Source organism: Corallincola luteus (genome assembly GCF_004336975.1).
Classification (GTDB): domain Bacteria; phylum Pseudomonadota; class Gammaproteobacteria; order Enterobacterales; family Neiellaceae; genus Corallincola; species Corallincola holothuriorum.
Genome location: NZ_SJXE01000002.1, coordinates 11,639 through 28,914, shown reverse-complemented (window position 1 = coordinate 28,914; position 17,276 = coordinate 11,639). Strand labels below are relative to the sequence as shown.

Here is a 17,276-nt window from a genome sequence, read left to right as displayed (position 1 = left end):
AACTCATTACCCTATCCTCAGCTGGATGAACGTCTGAGAGCAAGCTTATGCCTTGTTATCAGACGTTTTTTTTATTAATCCGACTACACTTAACAGATTCCGGTCCAACGTATCACTTTATGAACTATCAATTTCCAAAGGACTTTATCTGGGGCAGTGCGACAGCTGCCATTCAAATAGAAGGCGCTGCCAGCGAAGCAGGCAAAGGACCATCGATATGGGACGATTACTGCCAACAACACCCCGAACGGATCTTTCAACAAGCCAACCCCGCCATTGCTTGTGACCACTACCATCGCATGCCTGAAGATGTGGCGCTAATACAGCAAATGGCTCATAACGGTTACCGTTTCTCACTCTCTTGGCCACGTTTATTACCCCAAGGCACGGGGGCACTCAATAGCAAAGGGGTGGCATTTTACGATAGATTAATTGATCGGCTCTTAGCCGCCGGTATTGCACCTAACGTCACCCTCTATCACTGGGATCTGCCGCTTGCGCTGGCGCAGCAGGGCGGCTGGGGAAATCGCCAAACCGTTGATCACTTTGTGGCCTACGCCGAGCACTGTTTCCGCTTATATGGCGATAGGGTGCCCCATTGGGCGACGATTAACGAACCTGCTTGGAGCATACTCAACGGTTACGTAACAGCACTGCACCCGCCCTGCGTACACAGCTATAAACAAGCGATTCAAGCAGCCCATCACATGCTCTGTGCCCATGCCCTCACGATACAAAAATATCACCAAGGCGATCACAACGGACAGATAGGCATAGTGCTCAATATGTCGACCGTCTACCCCGCAACGCAATCAAGTCAGGATCGAGCCGCAGCACAATTGGCTGATGGTGCGCTCAACCGCTGGTTTATCGACCCTGTGCTGCTGGGTCGTTACCCCGAAGATATTTGGCAATACTATGCCGACTGGGATCTGTTACCCGAGCATTCCGGTGAAGAGTTAGGCTGGTTTACCGAAGACAGCATCGATTTTATCGGCGTTAATTATTATTACCCGCACTATGCCAGCGGTGATGCCACAACCACTCAGTTTCATCTCAATACCACAGGTGAAAATGATCCACAGCAAGATTGTGTCTTTTCCATCAAGGGTGCCTTCAAGTTTGTCAAAAACCCGCAAGGGCGTTACACCGATTGGGATTGGGAGATCTACCCGGAAGGACTGCTCCAGCTTCTGCAGCGGGCCGAAAGCTACCGTCCGGGGATCCCCGTCTATGTCACCGAGAATGGTATCGGCTTACAAGATCAGTTGGATTTTTCTCCTTCGCTGCCAGTACAGCAACATGTCGATGATCAGGAGCGTATTGATTTCGTTGCCGAGCATCTAAAGGTGATCCACCAAGCGCTGGCGGAAGGTGTCAATGTGAAGGGCTACTATATGTGGTCATTGATGGATAATTTCAGCTGGATCAACGGTTACAAAAAACGTTACGGCTTTCTCTACATCGACCGCGACAATAACCTGCAACGTTATCGCAAAAAATCCTCATACTGGTACCAAAGTGTGATAGAAAACAATGGCTTTTAGTTTGCAACACAAAGGAGTTGAACAATGGAAGAACAGTTAGAACAAAGCATGGATCAAGGGGTCACCCTGCTGACCACCCTGACCGAGAAAGCGATAGAAGTTGCTGTACTTTATGGCCCGAAGCTACTGCTGGCCATAGTGGTACTGTTTGTCGGCCTGTCGGTGATCAAGGGGATACTAAAGGTGATGGACGCCGCCATTGGCCGCGCCAAAGTAGAACCAACGCTAGCAAGCTTTCTACACAGCATCACGTCGGTGATCCTGAAAACCATACTGATCATCATCTTCGCTTCAATGATTGGTGTTGAAACGGCATCTCTTATCGCGATGCTGGGTGCTGCAGGTCTAGCCATCGGTTTAGCCTTACAGGGGAGCCTGGCGAACTTTGCCGGCGGCGTATTGATCCTGCTGTTCAAACCTTTCAAAGCGGGAGATGTGATCGACGCTCAGGGTTTTGTTGGACGCGTAAAAGAGATCCAGATCTTCAACACCATCATGCTCACCATGGATAATCAAAAGGTCGTGATCCCTAATGGCATGTTGTCGAACGGCTGCGTAAAGAACCTGTTTAGCGAAGCGACCCGCCGTGTCGATCTCACCTTTGGCATCAGCTATCAAGATGACATCGCTCAGGCAAAGGGTATTTTGGATGCACTGGCGATAGAGGATGAGCGCGTACTCACGGATCCGGGCCATGAAGTTTATGTCAGCGCCCACGCCGACAGTTCGGTCAACCTGCTGTTGCGCGTCTGGGTTAAATCCGATGACTATTGGGCTGTGCACTTCGGTTTAATTGAGCAGGTGAAACTGGCGTTTGATAAAGAGAATGTCACCATTCCGTTCCCACAACGAGATGTGCATCTGCATCAGGTGAATAGCTAATAGCAGAAATACCACTTTCTCTCGCCAACGGGAGAAAGTGGTCGCACTATTTTTACCGAAAAAGCGTAACCAGTGGAGGCTAACGTGAGCGAACAAACCAAAGATACCGTTACCGACCGTCAACTGGTGATTGATACGCTGAATCGACTGCGCCCAGCCGATCTATTGGACTTTCAATTCGGCATTGGCAGCAAACCCAGGCTCAAATGCAAACTGATTGGCTACGAAGAGACCAAGTATATCGTTGTCGCAATCCCGGAGTTAGCCAGGGTCAGTTACAAAGATCAGCTAACTCTTGGTAATGGCTGTATCGTTCGTGCAATTATCGAAGGGGATGCCGGTCAATGCATCGCTTTCAAATCCACCATAAACGGCGTCATCAATCACCCACAAGCATTGCTGTTCGTCGACTATCCAAAACAAGTGCAGATGTTCAGCCTGCGTAACCAAATACGTATTACTACCCACGTACCAGCCACCTTGATATACACCACCACTGACGCAGCGGGTAAAGATGAGTCTACCGAGGCGTTTCACGGTACCATTATTGACCTATCCGTTGGCGGTTGCCGACTTAAACTGCCTTGGCATCTTGGTCAGGGCCGCCTATCAGCGCAAGAGGTGCTGGTAAAGATCCTCTTTCCATCACGCCCCGATGAGCCGTTATTGATTGAAGGGGAAGTGAAGAGCCAAAACCGCCACGACGGTAAGCATATTACCCTAGGGATAAAATTTGGTGAGATCCAGGAGTTGATCGAGCTGTTTAATCAGTTAGGCATAGAGGAGAATGATATCAGCTAAACATCCCTCTCCTCGTGGCTCGAGTTACTCCGCCAACGCAGCTTCAATGGCAGAGGTCATCTGCTCTGGCTTAGTCGCCGTCGCAAAACGTTTAATCACCTTGCCCTGCCGGTTGACCAAGAATTTAGTGAAGTTCCATTTAATCCGTTCGCTACCCAGCAGCCCTTTGGCATTCTTTTTAAGATAAGCAAACAGCGGTGCAGTATTGTCTCCATTCACTTCAATTTTGCTAAACAGTGGAAAGCTGATGTGGAAATTGAGATCGCAAAACTGAGCGATCTCGACATCACTGCCTTGCTCTTGGCTACCGAACTGGTTACAGGGAAACGCCAACACCTCAAACCCTTGTGCAGCGTACGTTTTATATAGATTTTCCAAGCCCTCATATTGCGGCGTAAAGCCGCACGCGCTGGCGGTATTAACAATCAACAGCACTTTGCCCTGATAGTCAGCCAGTGAGACAGTCTCACCACGATTATTGGTGGCTTCGAAGCCGTAAAGATCACTCATTTAGCTGTGCCTCATCAATAAATGAAAACAGTGGATACAGCCAAGCTAACAGGTCGGATCACTTTGCGCAAACGGGACACTGTGGATCTTTATTGATGCTGAAGTTATGCCACTGCAGGGTTTTACCATCAAATAAACGGAGCTGATGTAAGCTAGTTAACGGCTGCCCCAGCAGCGCCTTAACGGCTTCTAACGCCTGCAAGCTACCCATCACACCCAGCAAAGGCCCCACCACACCACTGTTACTGCAATTGAGCCGCGGTGCATCGGTCGTTTCAGGGTACAAGCAGTGATAGCAAGGCGCATCGCAGTCAGTATGGTCAAACGCACTCAGTTGACCCTCAAACCGGATCGCCGCCGCCGTAATCAGGAGCACACCATGCTGGCGACACACACGATTAACCGCGTGACGAGTAGCGAAATTATCGCTGCAATCCAACACCAGATCGACCTCGGGAATATATTCATTCAGCATCCCTTCATCGAGATGTTCGGGGATCGCCTCCAGCATGATCTCGTCATTCAATTGCTGCAGTGTCTGCTGCGCTAAGTCGACCTTGTCTTCGCCGATATCATCGCTGCGATAAAGGATCTGCCGCTGCAAGTTACTGAGATCAAGCTGGTCACCATCGGCTAACAATAATCTGCCAACTCCCGCGGCTACCAAGTATTGCGCCACCGGACAGCCTAACCCACCCATACCGATGATAAGCACACTGGCGGCTTTCAATTTTAACTGACCCGCCTCGCCAATATCATCGAGCAGGAGGTGGCGGCTATAGCGAAGCTGTTCTTGGTTGGTGAGCATAATGACTAAGCTGTATCGCTGTAATTGGGGGGATCAAGATAACCAATCAAGCTCAGGCTGGCTAGCGGAGTCCGAGGCAACGCACTCGGATGGTTTCATTGGCACTGGAAAAGCGAAAACGATTAGCGAAAAACGGTTCGCCATCAATATGCGCCGGGATCCGCGTTTCTGAGCGGATCTCTAGGGTGTCCAAGTTGACTTGTTGCACCTCAGGAGCAGAGACATGCGCCCCTTTAGCGACTTTGAACATCATCGGCAGGCGTGACCAGGTACCCATAGGCGCCAAACGTATTAAAGACAGTTCATTGTTCTGCAGACTGGCATTCGGCGCCACCTTGTAACCACCGCCACTGAATGCGCTGTTAGCCACCGAACACATGAGAAACTGTTCGTCACTCTTCCACTTACAATTTACAAACTTAGCGCGGTGCGGGTGATAGCCAAATAGGCTACCTAAAATAGCACTGTGGTAAGCAGCGCGGCGGCCGCCACGACGCCCTGCCACTCGATGGGCGACAAAGCCTTCAAACCCTAATCCGACCGAAGTGAGAAAGTAGCTGCCATTGCAGCGTCCCAGCGGCATATCCTGAGTCGGGGTAAACAGGGCAATATCTATCTGCTCAGTCTCGCAGGTACCCAGCTCAAGCGAACGCACCAGGTCATTACCGCTACCAGCAGAAACAAAGCCAATATTGAAATCCAGATGGGGTAAACGATTGATAATTTGATGGGCGGTACCATCACCACCAACGATCACCAAGTTAGTGACTCCGGCGTCAGCAGCATGTTTTAACTGGGTTGCGAGATTCTCCAAAGCATAGCAGTGCAACAAGCGGCCTTTATGACCCGATTGTTCGATTCGTTGCATTACTCGCTTTGCCAGGCTGAGCGCCTGACCACTGCCACTGAGTGGATTAACAATCACCGCATACATCGATTTGCCCCAGTTAACTAACGTCAAACCTCCTTTTCGACGTAGCTTAAGTCCCTAAAACTGAAAGGAATTGATAGTTCTTTTTTTAGGGTTTCAGATTATATGCCGTTTTTTTCACCACTTAGAGGCGCTGATCACATTTTATTAACATGGTTTTAAAATAAGTTCATTTGCTGACGTTATTTTCTTTCAGATCAAGAAAGTGGCGGAAACAAGATGTAACAAGACGAGGCCTACAGCCGACAGGTATAATGACCGTGTTGATGCGCTTACTTGGCCAGTGATCTATGAATTTTTCCGACTATTCCCACTACGACGCTCTGATTTTCGATATGGACGGCACGCTGCTCGACACCATGGCGTTGCATGAACAAGCCTGGCGCGACACCTTAACCTTTATCGATCTGCCAGTACTGCCAGAACTAATGCGCTCATTGGTCGGGTTGCCGACCCTGCGCACCATGGAGATCATCGCTGAGACCGCCGGTATCGCAGCGCGTGATTTCACACCGGGCGTCGGCTTTAAGCAACAACGGGTGGATGCGCTCATGCTGCAAGGCGTCGCCACCACGCCGATCGTCGATATTGCCCACTATTACTTAGGCAAAAAACCACAAGCGGTCGGTACTGGCTCAGGTACAGAAGAAGCCCACAGCTTATTGAAAATCGCCGGGATCGCCGAGCTGTTTTCTGTGGTGATAGGTGCGGATCGGGTCACCAGACACAAACCTGATCCAGATACTTTTTTACTGGCGGCACAAGAGTTAGCCGTAGATCCGAAACGTTGCGTGGTGTTTGAAGATGGCGATGCTGGCATTGACGCCGCACGGGCAGCGGGAATGGATGCTGTTGATATTCGAGCCTTTTGGCAGCCAAAACCCGGCTACTTTGAATAAAGTAACGGGGAAAATGTTACTCCGGGAGTCCGTCCTGCCATAGCAGCGGGATTAGGTCATCTTTGTTCTCAACCAAGTCTGCCAGTGTGTACTGATCCAGCACTTCAAGAAACGCATCAACAGCGCGCGTTAAGGCAAATTTGAGACGGCAGGCGGGCGTTAAACAGCACGCAGGAGACTGGCAATCAATACCATCCAGTGCGCTCTCCAACGCTCTAACCACATCACCGATACAGACCTCTTCAGCGGCCAACCCCAGCTTTATACCACCGCCCTTGCCCCGGGTTGATGACACATAGCCGAGCGTGGCCAGCTTATGTATCACTTTCACCATATGATTACGGGAGACCTGATAGTGCGCCGAGACCTTGGCAATGCTGGTCTGCTTATCAGCCGGCAATAACGCCAGATAGATAAGTGTTCGCAAACCAAAGTCGGTGTAGGTGGTCAATCGCATAACTGGTCGTCACACAATGAAATAAGTGGAGTGCCATTATACCAGCTCAATACTCGATGACATCCACTTAACCGACGCCACCTGATTCCAATCAAGTCAACGCCCGATCCCAATCCTTCCACACCGGCTGAAAGCCCAAGCGACTAATACTGGCCGCCACCTGTTCTGGGCGGCGTTCGTCAGAGATCTCGAACTGTTCTAATTGTGGTTTAACCCCATCAGCGTAGCCGCCCGGTTGGGTTTGCGAAAACGCGCTCATGGTGGTAATCCCCAGCGGCAAGACTTGATCACGGAACGTCGCCGATTCTCTCGTCGACAGCGATATCTCCACTTGCGAATTAAGCAAACGATAAGCACAGATCAACTGCACCAACTGACGGTCGTTCATGATCGATTTTGGTTGCAGTCCTCCGGTGCAAGGGCGCAAACGCGGAAATGACAAGCTATAACGTGTTTTCCAGAACTGTTGCTCCAGATAGTGCAGGTGCGCAGCAACATGAAAGCTATCCACCCGCCAGTCATCTAAGCCAATCAGCGCGCCTAAACCAATTTTGTTGATACCGGCACGCCCCAAGCGTTCAGCGGTTGCAAGACGCCAATCAAAATCCCGCTTTTTCCCTTTGGTATGGTGCTCAGCATAAGTACGGCGATGATAGGTCTCCTGATACACCAACACGGTATCAAGCCCCAGACTGATCAGCTGTTCATACTCATCTTGCGCCAGCGGCTGCACTTCCATGGAGATATGGGAGAAATACTCTCGCAACAGCGGTAGCGCCTGGGCGAAATACGCCATCCCCACCTTACGTTCCGACTCGCCAGTGACTAACAACAGGTGGTCAAAACCCATCTGTTTAATCGCTTCCGCTTCACGACGCAGCTCCACCATATCAAGGGTTTTCCGGCGTATCGGGTTGTGCATCGAAAAACCACAGTAGGTGCAAATATTGCTGCACATGTTTGACAGGTACAGTGGAATATAGAGCTGAATGGTATTACCAAATCGCTGCCGAGTTAACTGAGCGGCTTGCTGTGCCATCTGTTCCAGAAACGGCTCAGCAGCAGGGGAGATCAGTGCCTGAAAATCATTCAGATCACGCTTAGGTTTAGCTAACGCACGCCGCACGTCAGCGGCGGTTTTGCCATTGATAGTGAGAGACAAATCATCCCAATCCCAATCGGCGATCAGCTCGGCAAAACTCACAGCGCCTCCAGCGGTTGATCCAGAAACGCAGTCAATGGGCTACTAGCCACTGCCGCAGATTGACGCCCGGCCAAACCCGCTTCATAGGCCATCCGTCCGGCCTCTACCGCCAGTTTAAATGCCCGAGCCATGGCGACCGGATCCGCGGCAACGGCAATGGCGGTATTCACCAGCACCGCATCAGCGCCCAGCTCCATCGCCAGGGCGGCATCAGATGGCGCACCGATGCCAGCATCAACCACCACAGGCACGTGAGCCTGCTCAATAATAATCTCTAAGAACTCTCGGGTACGCAGCCCTTGGTTCGAACCTATGGGAGATCCCAATGGCATGACTGCCGCACAACCCACCTCCTCTAGCCGTTTACACAGCACAGGATCGGCATGAACATAAGGCATCACCACAAAGCCCTGTTTCACCAACGTTTCTGCTGCTGATAGGGTTTCAATAGGATCTGGCAGTAGGTATTTGGGATCCGGATGGATCTCCAGCTTAACCCATTCGGTACCTAACGCCTCGCGCGCCAAATTGGCTGCAAACACCGCTTCTTCGGCGCTTTTAGCACCAGAGGTATTGGGCAGTAGTGACACACCCGCATCGATCAGAGGCTGCAAGATATCGTCATCACTGGCGTTAAAGTCCACCCGTTTCATCGCCATGGTGACCAACTCACTGCCACTGGCCAGCAATGCGTCGGTCATCCATTGACGACTGGCAAACTTACCGGTGCCGGAGAATAACCGACTGCTGAATTGCTTCTTCGCTATGCTTAACATGGTGTAATCTCACTGTTCAATTTAGCCACCGGCGATCGCCTTAAATAGCTGCAAATCTTCATCGCCAACCAACTCATGCAGATGCCACTGCGCCCTTGGTAATACCTGTTGATTGACTGCAATCGCCACCCCAAGGGTGTCGACTTCAGTTAACCGCAGCAGATCGGCGACGGTCGAGCTGACAGGGCAGTCCACCGCCTCACCGTTTACTTTTACAGTGATCATAAGCAGGCTCCTGCCACTCTATTTGTCTCAGCAACAGCCACAGGATCACCGGCAATATGCTGTAATTTCGCAATCATCGATTCCGCCACAGTGGCTTTAGTGATCGCACTGACTACGGCGAAGCTCCCCACCCCAGTGTTCATCACTGCGCTGGCGCGTTCGGCATCAATGCCGCCAATGGCCACCAGCGGCGTATTGGGTAGCAGTTGCACCTGCTGCGCCAGGCGAAATAGCCCCTGAGGCTGAGAAGGCATCTGCTTGGTTTGGGTGGCAAAGATATGGCCAAGCGCCAAGTAGCTAGGTCGCAACTGGGCAGCACGTAGCAGCTCATAGATACCATGGGTACTGATGCCCAAACGCAATCCAGCGCGCTTAATGGCTGCCAGATCGGCGGTTTGTAGATCTTCCTGTCCCAGATGAACACCATAGGCACCCAACTCGATAGCTAACTGCCAGTGATCATTTATAAACAGACGCGCTTGATATTGATGCCCAAGAGCCACTGCTGCCGCTATCTGCTGGCGCAGATCTGGCGACTGAGGATCCTTAATCCGCAGCTGCAATGTCTTAACGCCCGCCGCGAGCAAACGCGCAAGCCAAGCAACAGAATCGACCACCGGATATAGACCCAAGCGTTGCGGGCAAGGCGCAAAAGGTACTGGCGAGACCAACTCATCCGACGCTGTTAACTCAGCCAGCGATGCGCCAACCCGCGGCAACATAACGCTATCCGTTGGCCATCCCAAATGCTTTACAGGGCCGGCGCCAGCACCCAATGACACTGCCGCAGCTAAGCCCTGCTGCAGATAACCACGGGCAAACACCAGGGCATCTTCTAATGCATATCCTTGCGCCCAGATCGCCGCGATGGCGCTAGCCAAACTACACCCCGTACCATGGCCATGGGCGGTGTCCAAACGTGGCGCTGATAGATAGCGCTGACTGTCTCCATTGCTCCAATAGTCCAAACAGTGATCAGCCAGCAGTTGATAATGCCCACCTTTGATCAAGACCGACCCGACGCCCAGCGCCAGTAGTTGCTTGATCACGGGTTCAGGTAGCACACCATCTTGCAATGCCATACCCGCTAACAGTGCGGCCTCCATGGCGTTCGGCGTGAGTAGATCGATCCAAGGTAGCAAGTGTTTAGTAACCGCAGTCAAGGTGGACTCAGCAACTAAGTTGTCTCCGCTACTCGCCACCGCAACGGGGTCATAGACCACCAGCGGTACGCGATGCCCTGTTTGCTCCGATGTTTGTTTTAACTGCTGCAGCCATTGGCTGACCATGACCACTTGTGACACCGTGGCCAACAAGCCGATCTTGATGATCCGCGGTGGCAAATCTGCAAGCAACACATCCAGCTGAGATTGCAGTACCAGATCAGACACTGGATTAACCTGAGAAACGGCCACCGAGTTCTGCGCCGTCACCGCGGTGATCACAGTACAACCATGGGCACCTAAGCCATTAATCGCCTGCAGATCCGCTTGAATACCGGCTCCAGCACTACAATCCGAACCACCAATGGCCCAAACGATGGCAGAGACTTGGCCTTCTCCACCACCGGCAACCAGCTCACCACCACAGGTATAAGGGGTGATCATTCGCTGACTTTCTCCCCTTCTGCAGCGGCAACGTCGGTCGGCGCTTTATAGAGTTCGCTGCCTTGCTGGCGGAAGGTTTCAGACATCTTCGCCATCCCTTGCTCGGCTCCTTCGACACTGTCCACTGCCACCGTAATAGTTTCATCCAGCAGCTTAATGCTGATCTGCTCCTGCTTTGCGGCAAATTCACGCACCTCTTGAGAGATCTTCATCGAGCAGAATTTCGGCCCACACATGGAACAGAAGTGCGCCAGCTTGCCCGACTGCTGGGGGATTGTTTCATCGTGATAAGCACGGGCGGTGTCGGGGTCAAGGGAGAGATTAAATTGATCTTCCCAGCGGAACTCAAAACGTGCTTTGGAGAGCGCGTTGTCCCGTACTTGAGCACCGGGATGGCCTTTGGCTAAATCGGCCGCATGCGCAGCGATCTTGTAAGTGATCAACCCCTCTTTCACGTCGGCTTTATTTGGCAAGCCAAGGTGCTCTTTTGGCGTTACGTAACACAACATAGCGCAGCCGTACCAACCGATCTGCGCAGCACCAATACCTGATGTGATGTGATCATAGCCGGGCGCAATATCTGTGGTCAGCGGCCCCAGCGTATAGAAAGGCGCTTCATGGCAGGCTGAGAGCTGCTTATCCATGTTCTCCTTGATCAACTGCATCGGCACATGACCAGGACCTTCGATCATCACCTGCACATCATATTCCCAAGCGATTTTGGTCAGCTCACCCAAGGTATAGAGTTCACTGAATTGTGCCTGATCGTTAGCATCCGCGACCGAGCCGGGACGCAAGCCATCACCCAGGCTGAGGGAAACGTCATAGGCAGCACAGATTTCGCAAATATCGCGGAAGTGGCTATAGAGGAAGTTTTCCTGATGGTGAGACAAGCACCATTTCGCCATGATTGAACCACCACGGGAAACGATACCTGTCATCCGTTTCGCCGTCATCGGCACATAGGCCAGCAACACGCCGGCATGAATGGTGAAGTAATCAACGCCCTGTTCACACTGCTCAATCAAGGTGTCACGGAATACATCCCAAGTGAGATCTTCCGCCACCCCTTTCACTTTTTCCAATGCCTGATAGATAGGTACGGTGCCAATCGGCACCGGGCTATTACGGATGATCCACTCACGGGTTTCGTGAATATAGCGACCCGTTGACAGGTCCATCACAGTGTCGGCGCCCCAGCGGGTTGACCACACCAGCTTCTCTACCTCTTCCTCAATCGAAGAGGTCACCGCCGAGTTACCGATATTGGCATTCACCTTGACCAAAAAATTACGGCCAATAATCATCGGCTCCGACTCTGGGTGATTGATATTGGCTGGAATAATCGCCCGCCCTTCAGCCACTTCGTTACGAACAAATTCCGCTGTTATCTGCTTTGGTAAATTCGCGCCGAATGCCTCGCCCGGATGTTGCACAGCCAGCTCCGCTGCCACTTCAGCCCGGCCCATATTTTCACGCAGCGCAATGTATTCCATCTCTGGGGTGATCACGCCTGCGCGGGCGTAATGCATTTGGGTGACACAACGCCCCGCCAAAGCTCTTTTCGGCTTAGGTAGATGCTCAAAACGGATATGGTCTAAGCCTTCGTCGGCAAGACGCTGCTGGGCAAACAGTGAGCTGGCACCAGCGAGCGCTTCAGTATCATTGCGCGCTTCAATCCATTGTTGACGCAAGCGCGGTAAACCGCGTTGCAGGTCGATGCTGGCATCAGCTTCTGTGTAGTAACCTGAGGTATCATAAACGCGGATCGGCGCGTTATCTTCAAATTCAGGCTGCGCTTTTGTGCCGCCAACTAAGGTTGGCGACAACGAAATTTCACGCATCCCGACTTTCACGCCAGGTAATTCACCCTGCACAAAAACTTTATGCGAATTAGGAAAAGAGAGATCTGCCAAATTGGCAAAAAATGCTTGCGCGGCGGCACGGGCGTCGCGCCGTGGATTGCTTTCTGAAACAGTCGTGGTTTGTGTCATTGTGGCCTCACGTTAATCCGTAGTAACAGTTAACGCCGGCGCACCGATAGATGAGTGGTTCAGTAGGATTAAGGGCTATGGCTTCTGCTAGGTATCGCAGCTGTTTGCGATAGACAACAGGGACACGCCCTCTTGTTTCCCTTCGCAGGCATTAACCTGATCAGGTTCAACGGATCCCGCTTTCGCGATCTCAGCCTATCTACCCAAAGGTAGCTCGGCACTCCGACAAGATATTGGCAACGAGTATAGGGGAAATAGAAAGGGCCGCACAAGTGCGACCCTTTAAAAACTAGTGCAAGAGATAAAGCCCTGAACTTCAGGCAGCGTAACTCTCTTCATTTGTGGCCTGAGGGCTGCTTTCGTCAGCGATCAGAACGAGTTGCTTTAGGTGATCAAAAATATCCACCATCACAGTGCGATCCGTCGCCAGTTGTTTTCGCAGCGCTTCCACTTCTGCTGCGGTCATGGCTTTATCCATTACAATCTCCAACTGGGTTATTTAAAATTGGTTATAAATTGGTCTGCGCTAAGAGTAGTAATCACTAAAAAATACGGTCTGATCTAGCGCAACAAATTCTCAATTAGCTATTTATTCGTCATTTAATGATGCAATTTTAGTCAATTGTTTACGTTTTGTTAAATTTTTTAGCGAAAAAAAGTAACTTTTTTATAACACGCGGTTTTACAAAGATTTTTCTGCACTGAAAATAGTTTTATGACAACAAAGCGAAGCCATCACGCTCAAATACGGGATAATTTGCGACCCAGATCACATCTACAAAATAGCAATAGTCCAAACCGTTGGAAATTTACTCAAAAAAAAGAGAGCAACAATTTGCTCTCTTACTTTGAAATCACACGAAATGTTAACAATTTCATTTACATATTTAGCTCAACGCGCGCTTAACCAGTGCCAACATGGCTTCAGGTAAATCAAGTTGCAACGCTGCGGCATGACCCGCCTCAGACATCTTTGCCCAAGTCTTACGAATAATGCCTAACATCTTCTCTTCCGTATGCTTGGCTGCAAAGTCAGCGAAGTAATACTCCAGAAAAACCAGACAGATAACATCTTCTAAGGTCTGGCATTCGGCATCACGCTTAATTTTCTCTTTGCGCAGCAGTTGTTGGGTACGTACCGCATCGTCTTCGCTGTAGCCTTGCTCACGCATTAATTCCGCAGCCAAGTCTGCGTGCATTTTGCCCAAATCGGTACGCCACTGATGATAACCCTGACGATCCATCGGATAATCGCTGCGTGGGATCGCCCACCGCTTAATATGCTGCGCACGGGCCGCGATCTGCAGATGCTCACTGGCACCCGGCGCAAACTGTGCCAACCGCTCACTCATCCGTTGCCCATATAACAGCTCTTTTGGCACTTCGACCTCATGACAAAATTCCATATTGGGGTCTTGGCTATTCACCTGATCGATAGCCTCTAAAGTCAGATCTAAAGCCGAATTATTGTCCATGGGTCATCCTTCGTTATCTTTGTCTCAGGTTTAAATTAGCAGAATTAGAGAGTTAGCAGAAATCCCGCGACTTTAATCGCAGCGCGTGTAACTCATCGCTCCGATCCGTCAGTTTACCAGCAATCAGGTGCACTACCTCCCCTTGCTGATCTAACACGCCCCTGACCTCCAACAATCGGGCAGTCAAATAGGGCTGTTTTTGTGCCCGCGCCGTTGCCTGCCACACCACCACATTGGCATTCCCGGTTTCATCTTCCAGAGTAATAAAGGTCACTCCCGAGGCGGTACCAGGGCGCTGTCGTCCCGTCACCAGTCCCACCACGGTAACTAACGCGCCATGGCGCATGGTGCTGAGCTCTGCGGCCGTCTGACAACGATACAGAGCCCCTTGTTGCCGTAACATGGCCAAAGGATGGCGCTCCAGCGACAAGCCCATTGCAGCGTAATCGGCGAAGAGTGCTGCCGACTCCGTCGGCGCCGCCAACTCAATACCACCATCATCGATCCTCGCCGCAAGCAGCGGTGTTGCCTGCTCGGCACCGGACAGCAGCCAGCGCGTTTGATAGCGGTGCCCACCTAAAGAGCGAAAAGCACCGGCCGCCGCCAGCGCTTCCATTTGGTCTTTAGCTATGCTGCGTTGACTTGCAATTCGCTGCTGAAAATCAGCCATATCAGCGAATCCCTGCGCTGGGCGCTGGGCAACCAATAGCGCAGCCGTGGCGTAAGACAAACCTTTCACTAAGCGTAACCCCAAACGCAACCTCGGACTTGGCTGGGAGGTCTCTGCAGCCCCCTCTTTCCGCTGTTCGTTCTGCAGCTTATGATCCCAATCGCTATAACAGATATCCACAGGCAACACGCCGATGCCGTGGCGTTTCAGATCCTGTACCAGCTGGTCAGGGCTATAAAATCCCATCGGCTGGCTATTTAGCAGCGCACAACAAAAAGCGGCCGGATAGTGGCATTTAAGCCAAGCCGACACATAAGCCAGCAGCGCAAAACTCGCTGAATGGGACTCAGGGAATCCATACTCACCAAAGCCACGGATCTGACGAAATACCTGCACTGCAAACGCTTCGTCATAACCATTGTCAGCCATGCCCCGCAAAAATTTTTTTTCAAACAGATCCAGTTGGCCGCTCTTCTTCCAACTCGCCATCGCCCGCCGTAACTGATCCGCTTCGCCAGCACTAAAGCCCGCTGCCACCATCGCCAATTTAATCACCTGTTCCTGAAACAGGGGAACGCCAAGGGTGCGAGACAGCACCGCCTCTAGCGCTGCATTTGGATATGCCACCGGTTCCAAACCCTGCCGCCGACGTAGATAGGGATGCACCATGTCCCCTTGGATCGGCCCAGGTCGGACGATGGCGATCTGTACCACCAGATCGTAGTAGCAGCGAGGTTTTAATCTTGGCAGCATATTCGACTGAGCACGGGATTCGATCTGAAACACGCCGACAGTATCGGCGCGGCACAGCATCTCATACACCTCCGGCTGCTCCCACACCACCTGCGCCATCCCCATCGGTTGTCCGCTCTGTTGCTGGATCAATGCAAAGCATTTGCGAATGGCGGTTAGCATGCCCAATGCCAGCACATCCACTTTCAGCAAACCAAGATCTTCCAAATCATCTTTGTCCCACTGGATCACGGTACGCTCTGCCATCGCGGCATTTTCGATCGGTACCAGTTGATGTAGCGGACCAGCGGAGATAATAAAGCCACCGACATGCTGTGATAGATGACGGGGAAAGCCAATCAACTCGTTAACCCACTGGATCAACAACTGACCCATCGGCAGATCCGCCACCCCCAGCGCCACCAGTTGTTGCTGCCAGCTCTGCTCACGGTCACGGCGATCCACTTGGTGTAGCCAGTATTCCAGCAGGCTCTGTTCAATCCCCTGTGCTTTACCGACATCCCGCAGCGCACTCTTGAAACGATAACAGATCACCGTCGCTGCCAAGGCCGCTCGATCTCGCCCATATTTTTGATAGATGTATTGGATCACCTCTTCACGGCGTTCATGCTCAAAATCAACATCAATATCCGGCGGCTCATTGCGCTCTTTCGAAATAAAGCGCTCAAACAATAGCTCCACCTTGGTGGGATCAACTTCAGTGATCCCCAAGCAGTAACACACCGCAGAGTTTGCCGCAGAGCCCCTACCCTGATGTAGGATCTGCCGGGACTTGGCAAAGCGCACGATGTCGTAAATGGTCAGGAAAAAGTATTCGTAATTCAGCTCGGCGATCAGCCCTAACTCTTTGTCCAGCAACGCTTTCACTTTGACAGGGGTACCTTGGGGAAAGCGCCATTGTTCTCCCTTAGACACTAACTGCGCCAAATAGCGACTCGCAGTCAGCCCTTTAGGCACAAGCTCCGCGGGGTATTCATAGCGCAATTCATCAAGGGAAAACTGACAAAGATCGGCGATCTTGACGCTATTTCGCAACATATCTGCGGAGAATAGCTTTTCCAGCACAGGCAGCGGACGCAGTACATGTTCAGCATTTTGCCGTAACGCCGCCGCTACCTGAGTCAACGGTTGGCGATAACGAATGGCGGTCAATAGATCTTGTATCGGTTGCCGTTCACGGCAATGCATATAGACACAGCCAGCAGCCACGACAGGTAGTTGATAATCCCTGCTCCAGCGCATCAGCTGCTGACGTTGCTGCTTATCATCATGTTGCAGTAAGCGATGATGCAACAACCATAAACGCTGCTGAAACTGTTCGACTAACATAGCGGCAATGGCCTGAAAACGCTCAGCATCTTGCGGCCACCACAACAGTAGGCAGTGGCCAAGTGAATTCAACAAATCCTCGACGGACACACGATAGCTACCTTTGCTACAGCGCCGTCGAGCCAGTGTAATCAACCCACATAGCTCGCCATACCCCTGTCGGCTAGGTGCCAGCACCACGCACTGCTCACCACATTCCAGCCGAAACTCACTGCCCAGCAACAGCTTGATCCCATGCTGTTTCGCTGCCACATGAGCTTTGACCACCCCCGCCATCGAACACTCGTCAGTTAATGCTAATGCTTGATAGCCCAAGGCTGCCGCTTGTGCCACCAACTCTTCGGGATAGGAAGCACCACGTAAAAAGCTGTAGTGACTAAGACAATGCAACTCAGCATATTCAATCAT

At 51.6% G+C, this 17,276-nt stretch carries 16 protein-coding genes and 1 riboswitch; of the genes, 4 read left to right on the top strand and 12 right to left on the bottom strand.

The genetic code is table 11. The annotated features are described in order from the left end of the window. Positions 1 to 119 precede the first annotated feature (119 nt). The 3 genes from EZV61_RS06700 (at position 120) to EZV61_RS06690 (ending at position 3,230) form a co-directional block, all read left to right on the top strand. Positions 120 to 1,547: a GH1 family beta-glucosidase gene (locus EZV61_RS06700; RefSeq protein WP_165569549.1), complete on the top strand. Its 1,428-nt coding sequence runs from the start codon at positions 120 to 122 to the stop codon at positions 1,545 to 1,547. Between the two features lie 24 nt (positions 1,548 to 1,571). After that, positions 1,572 to 2,429 carry a mechanosensitive ion channel family protein gene (locus EZV61_RS06695; RefSeq protein ID WP_131414744.1) on the top strand — a complete coding sequence of 286 codons (858 nt, stop codon included), beginning with the start codon at positions 1,572 to 1,574 and terminating at the stop codon, positions 2,427 to 2,429. An 84-nt stretch (positions 2,430 to 2,513) separates the two neighbouring features. Next, the gene (locus EZV61_RS06690) at positions 2,514 to 3,230 is read left to right on the top strand and encodes a flagellar brake domain-containing protein (RefSeq protein WP_158537975.1); all 717 of its coding nucleotides are present in this window, start codon (positions 2,514 to 2,516) and stop codon (positions 3,228 to 3,230) included. Between the two features lie 24 nt (positions 3,231 to 3,254). On the opposite strand, the gene EZV61_RS06685 is transcribed toward EZV61_RS06690, so the two are convergent. From EZV61_RS06685 to EZV61_RS06675, 3 genes are all read right to left on the bottom strand, one after another. After that, positions 3,255 to 3,740, bottom strand: coding sequence for a glutathione peroxidase (locus EZV61_RS06685; protein WP_131414743.1), 486 nt, complete (start codon positions 3,738 to 3,740; stop codon positions 3,255 to 3,257). Between the two features lie 58 nt (positions 3,741 to 3,798). Then, on the bottom strand, positions 3,799 to 4,548 hold the full coding sequence (locus EZV61_RS06680; protein WP_114337415.1) for a HesA/MoeB/ThiF family protein: 750 nt from the start codon (positions 4,546 to 4,548) through the stop codon (positions 3,799 to 3,801). Between the two features lie 61 nt (positions 4,549 to 4,609). Continuing rightward, positions 4,610 to 5,509 carry a diacylglycerol/lipid kinase family protein gene (locus EZV61_RS06675; RefSeq protein WP_131414742.1) on the bottom strand — a complete coding sequence of 300 codons (900 nt, stop codon included), beginning with the start codon at positions 5,507 to 5,509 and terminating at the stop codon, positions 4,610 to 4,612. Between the two features lie 260 nt (positions 5,510 to 5,769). On the opposite strand from EZV61_RS06675, the gene EZV61_RS06670 reads away from it, so the two are divergent. Continuing rightward, positions 5,770 to 6,378: an HAD-IA family hydrolase gene (locus EZV61_RS06670; RefSeq protein ID WP_114337413.1), complete on the top strand. Its 609-nt coding sequence runs from the start codon at positions 5,770 to 5,772 to the stop codon at positions 6,376 to 6,378. A gap of 16 nt (positions 6,379 to 6,394) precedes the next feature. Here the strand turns inward: EZV61_RS06670 and EZV61_RS06665 are convergent, their stop codons facing one another. The 9 genes from EZV61_RS06665 to EZV61_RS06630 all read right to left on the bottom strand — a co-directional run bounded on the left by EZV61_RS06665 (position 6,395) and on the right by EZV61_RS06630 (position 17,276). After that, positions 6,395 to 6,835, bottom strand: a complete 441-nt coding sequence (locus tag EZV61_RS06665; RefSeq protein ID WP_114337412.1) for an Rrf2 family transcriptional regulator — start codon at positions 6,833 to 6,835, stop codon at positions 6,395 to 6,397. Positions 6,836 to 6,926: 91 nt separating this feature from the next. Continuing rightward, complete coding sequence (gene thiH, locus EZV61_RS06660) at positions 6,927 to 8,039, bottom strand: 2-iminoacetate synthase ThiH (RefSeq protein WP_130566728.1); 1,113 nt, start codon at positions 8,037 to 8,039, stop codon at positions 6,927 to 6,929. Further along, on the bottom strand, positions 8,036 to 8,815 hold the full coding sequence (locus EZV61_RS06655) for a thiazole synthase (protein ID WP_130566727.1): 780 nt from the start codon (positions 8,813 to 8,815) through the stop codon (positions 8,036 to 8,038). The genes thiH and EZV61_RS06655 overlap by 4 nt, the downstream gene beginning before the upstream one ends. A 21-nt stretch (positions 8,816 to 8,836) precedes the next feature. Beyond that, the gene (thiS, locus tag EZV61_RS06650) at positions 8,837 to 9,040 is read right to left on the bottom strand and encodes a sulfur carrier protein ThiS (RefSeq protein ID WP_131414741.1); all 204 of its coding nucleotides are present in this window, start codon (positions 9,038 to 9,040) and stop codon (positions 8,837 to 8,839) included. Next, complete coding sequence (gene thiE, locus EZV61_RS06645) at positions 9,037 to 10,647, bottom strand: thiamine phosphate synthase (RefSeq protein WP_131414740.1); 1,611 nt, start codon at positions 10,645 to 10,647, stop codon at positions 9,037 to 9,039. Before thiE ends, thiS begins: the two co-directional genes overlap by 4 nt. Then, positions 10,644 to 12,641 carry a phosphomethylpyrimidine synthase ThiC gene (gene thiC / locus EZV61_RS06640; RefSeq protein WP_130566724.1) on the bottom strand — a complete coding sequence of 666 codons (1,998 nt, stop codon included), beginning with the start codon at positions 12,639 to 12,641 and terminating at the stop codon, positions 10,644 to 10,646. The genes thiE and thiC overlap by 4 nt, the downstream gene beginning before the upstream one ends. 119 nt (positions 12,642 to 12,760) lie before the next feature. Beyond that, positions 12,761 to 12,876, bottom strand: a riboswitch (TPP riboswitch). A gap of 81 nt (positions 12,877 to 12,957) precedes the next feature. Continuing rightward, entirely contained in the window at positions 12,958 to 13,119 is a 162-nt protein-coding gene (locus EZV61_RS19415) for a hypothetical protein (protein ID WP_158537974.1), read from the bottom strand. A gap of 409 nt (positions 13,120 to 13,528) precedes the next feature. Beyond that, positions 13,529 to 14,116, bottom strand: coding sequence for a DUF4202 domain-containing protein (locus tag EZV61_RS06635; RefSeq protein WP_131414739.1), 588 nt, complete (start codon positions 14,114 to 14,116; stop codon positions 13,529 to 13,531). 52 nt (positions 14,117 to 14,168) lie between these two features. Further along, on the bottom strand, positions 14,169 to 17,276 hold the full coding sequence (locus EZV61_RS06630) for an error-prone DNA polymerase (RefSeq protein ID WP_131414738.1): 3,108 nt from the start codon (positions 17,274 to 17,276) through the stop codon (positions 14,169 to 14,171).

Coding starts and splice junctions, on each gene's coding strand:
- thiC (WP_130566724.1), bottom strand. CDS start 12,641: ATGACACAAACCACGACTGTTTCAGAAAGCAATCCACGGCGCGACGCC.
- EZV61_RS19415 (WP_158537974.1), bottom strand. CDS start 13,119: ATGGATAAAGCCATGACCGCAGCAGAAGTGGAAGCGCTGCGAAAACAA.
- EZV61_RS06630 (WP_131414738.1), bottom strand. CDS start 17,276: ATGATTGAATATGCTGAGTTGCATTGTCTTAGTCACTACAGCTTTTTA.
- EZV61_RS06680 (WP_114337415.1), bottom strand. CDS start 4,548: ATGCTCACCAACCAAGAACAGCTTCGCTATAGCCGCCACCTCCTGCTC.
- EZV61_RS06665 (WP_114337412.1), bottom strand. CDS start 6,835: ATGCGATTGACCACCTACACCGACTTTGGTTTGCGAACACTTATCTAT.
- EZV61_RS06670 (WP_114337413.1), top strand. CDS start 5,770: ATGAATTTTTCCGACTATTCCCACTACGACGCTCTGATTTTCGATATG.
- thiS (WP_131414741.1), bottom strand. CDS start 9,040: ATGATCACTGTAAAAGTAAACGGTGAGGCGGTGGACTGCCCTGTCAGC.
- EZV61_RS06700 (WP_165569549.1), top strand. CDS start 120: ATGAACTATCAATTTCCAAAGGACTTTATCTGGGGCAGTGCGACAGCT.
- EZV61_RS06685 (WP_131414743.1), bottom strand. CDS start 3,740: ATGAGTGATCTTTACGGCTTCGAAGCCACCAATAATCGTGGTGAGACT.
- EZV61_RS06655 (WP_130566727.1), bottom strand. CDS start 8,815: ATGTTAAGCATAGCGAAGAAGCAATTCAGCAGTCGGTTATTCTCCGGC.
- EZV61_RS06695 (WP_131414744.1), top strand. CDS start 1,572: ATGGAAGAACAGTTAGAACAAAGCATGGATCAAGGGGTCACCCTGCTG.
- EZV61_RS06635 (WP_131414739.1), bottom strand. CDS start 14,116: ATGGACAATAATTCGGCTTTAGATCTGACTTTAGAGGCTATCGATCAG.
- thiE (WP_131414740.1), bottom strand. CDS start 10,647: ATGATCACCCCTTATACCTGTGGTGGTGAGCTGGTTGCCGGTGGTGGA.